The 3,000-nt window shown below is 64.5% G+C and carries 3 protein-coding genes; all 3 read left to right on the top strand.

The features are described from left to right. On the top strand, positions 1-791 hold a 791-nt coding region (locus tag R6U20_RS05540; RefSeq protein WP_410336869.1), incomplete at its 5' end, for a homoserine kinase. A 47-nt stretch (positions 792-838) separates the two neighbouring features. Then, positions 839-1,936, top strand: coding sequence for a mechanosensitive ion channel family protein (locus tag R6U20_RS05535; RefSeq protein WP_410336868.1), 1,098 nt, complete (start codon positions 839-841; stop codon positions 1,934-1,936). Positions 1,937-1,978: 42 nt separating this feature from the next. Beyond that, positions 1,979-3,000 (top strand): threonine synthase (thrC, locus tag R6U20_RS05530; protein WP_410336867.1); only part of this gene is annotated, 1,022 nt, incomplete at its 3' end.

Below are 3,000 nucleotides of genomic sequence, written 5' to 3'. Positions count from 1 at the left end.
TGACGGAACTGCCGCGTCGCCCCAAGGCCAACACCGCCACGGTGGGCCTGCTGGCAATGCACGCCGACCGCGACCTGCCGTATGGCTTTCGCGTGCACATCCACAAAGGCATTCCGCTGAGCTCCGGCGTGGGCGGATCCGCCGCTTCCGCTGTAGCCGCCATGAAAGCGGCGCAGGTCCTGGTCGATCCGCCACTGACCGACGACGAGATGCTACGCTACGCCTTGCAGGGCGAGCAGATTGCCAGCGGCGCCATGCACGGCGACAATGTGGTGCCGATGGTCTATGGAGGACTCGTGCTCACGCGCAGCCTCGATCCGCTCGATGTGGTGCCCATTCCGGTGCCCGAGAACCTGTATGCTGCGCTGGCGCATCCGCACATGCAGATCTCGACCCGCTCGGCCCGCGCCGTGCTGCCCGAGGCCGTGCCTGTGCCCATTGCTGTACAGCAGAGCGCCAACCTGGCTGCGCTCGTGGCCGGATGCGCTCAGAACGACCTGCCGCTGATCGGACGCTCGCTTCACGACGTCATGATCGAGCCCCACCGGGCGCGGCTCATCCCCGGCTTCGACGCGGTGCAGGCTGCTGCCCGCGAGGCGGGGGCCCTGGGCGGATCCATCTCGGGGGCCGGACCCAGCGTCTTTGCCTGGTGCCCCGACGCCGCTACCGCCGAGCGCGTGGGTACGGCCATGCGCCGCGCCTTCGCGACCGAAGACTTGGATGCCGACATCTGGACCGCCCCCGTGGCCAGCAACGGTGCGCGGCGGATAGATGAACCGACGGAGACGTAAGAGCCCCCTGCCCCTGGAATTGCACCTCCAATCGCATCCATGTTGCCATGGGTATCCTGCTTTATATAATTCCTTACATCGCTGTAGCTGTTGTTGTGGGATTGCTGTTCCACAGGGCGGCATTCTGGGGGATACGCACGCTCAGCGCTCGCCTGGGTGGGGATAGTCAGTTGGGGGCCGACGTGCTGGACCGCAGCTATCGTCCCCTACAACTGCTGATTCCGCTCTTGGTAGTGCGTGCCGCGCTGCCTGCATTTGCCCCCGCGCTCGATCCAGTCTGGCAAGACGGACTGCGTGCGGCGCTGCATACGTTCGTGGTGGCCGGAGTTGCATGGCTGCTCATTGCTGGCGTGCAGGTGGTTGAGGATCTGATCGGCCACCGCTTCTCGATCGATGAAGCCGACAACCTGCGCGCCCGCAAAATCGTGACGCAGACGCGTCTGCTTCGCCGCATTGCGGTTATCATTATAAGCGTGGTGGCGCTTGGTATCATTCTGTTTGAGTACGATACCTTTCGCAGTCTGGGCACCGGACTGTTGGCCTCGGCGGGCATTGTCGGTATTGTGATTGGATTCGCGGCGCAGCGCACGCTTGGGACGATTGTGGCGGGGTTGCAGGTCGCATTCACGCAGCCCATCCGCGTTGATGATGTGGTGATCGTAGAGGGCGATTTCGGGTGGATCGAGGAGATTACGCTGACCTACGTGGTCGTGCGCGTGTGGGATCAGCGGCGCATCGTGGTACCCATTACGCAGTTCATCGAGCAGCCTTTTCAAAACTGGACGCGCGAGACGTCGGAGCTGCTCGGCACGGTTTTTCTCTACGTGGATCATACGGTGCCCTTCGATGAGGTGCGCGCTGCGCTGGGCGAGATCGTCGAGGACTCCGAGTACTACGACGGACGCGTGTGGAAGCTGCACGTGACGAACACCACCGAGCGCACCGTCGAACTGCGCGCGCTGATGAGTGCCCGCAGTGCGCCCGATCTGTGGGAGCTGCGCTGCGAAGTGCGCGAGCGGATCGTGACGCATCTGCAAGAGACGCATCCCGAGGCGCTGCCGCGCATCCGCGCCGAGCTGCACGACGAGGCCGGGCGCTCCGAACGCGCGACCCCGCCGCAGGATATGCCCGATTCCCTGTCATAACGCCCAACTTGTCGCATCCCCCAAACCTTACCCTGCCCCTGCATGCACTTCGTAAGCACCCGCAACGCCGACCACCGCGCCACGCTCTCCGAAACCCTAACCCGCGGCCTGGCGCCCGATGGTGGACTCTACGTGCCCGCGTCGTTTCCTGCGGTCGATCCGATGGAGGCACCGTCTGATGCCATCACCGACATCGCCGCGCACATGCTGGCGCCCTACTTTGAGGGCGATCCGCTTGCGCCTATGCTCGACGCGATCTGCGCCGATACGTTCTCGTTCCCGGTGCCGCTCCGCGATCTGGGACGCGACACGGCGGTGCTGGAGCTTTTTCACGGTCCCACAGCAGCCTTCAAAGATGTGGGGGCGCGCTTTCTGGCATCGGCACTTTCGCATCTCAACAAAGACGCGGCGCAGCCGATCACCATTCTCGTGGCTACGTCGGGGGATACGGGGGCGGCGGTGGCTGCCGCATTTCATGAAAAGCCGAACGTGGAGGTGGTGGTGTGCTATCCGAAAGGCCGCGTGTCGGCGCGGCAGGAGAAGCAGCTTACCGGATGGGACCAGAACGTGCGCACGCTGGCGGTAAACGGCGACTTCGACGACTGCCAGCGTCTGGTAAAGGGGGCTTTTCAGGATGAGGTGCTCTCCACGGAGAAGCGGCTCTCCTCGGCCAACAGCATCAATGTGGGGCGCCTGCTGCCGCAGCTCACGTACTACGCCGCCGCCAGCCGCTGGTACGTGCGCGAGCACAACGTATCGCCCGGATTTATCGTGCCCTCGGGCAACCTGGGCAACGCTGTGGCTGCGCTCTACGCCCGCGCCATGGGCAGTCCCATGCGTCCGGTCGTGATGGCGACCAACGAAAACCGCCCGGTGGTTGACTTCTTGGAGACGGGCAACTGGACGCCGAAGCCGACGCAAGAGACGCTGGCGACGGCGATGGATGTGGGCGATCCGAGCAACATGGAGCGCCTGCGTCACCACTGGCCCACCATCGAAGGCGTGCGCAGTCAGGTGGAGGCCGAGCGCATTGCCGACGACGAAATTGAGCGGCAGATCCGGCG

The organism is Longimonas sp. (genome assembly GCF_046498435.1).
GTDB lineage: Bacteria > Bacteroidota > Rhodothermia > Rhodothermales > Salinibacteraceae > Longimonas.
Note: the sequence above shows the minus strand (reverse complement) of the source record. Positions and strands in the feature narration are given on the sequence as shown.

Bases quoted from the DNA above. Each gene is read 5' to 3' on its own strand.
- R6U20_RS05535 (WP_410336868.1), top strand. From the start codon at position 839: ATGGGTATCCTGCTTTATATAATTCCTTACATCGCTGTAGCTGTTGTT.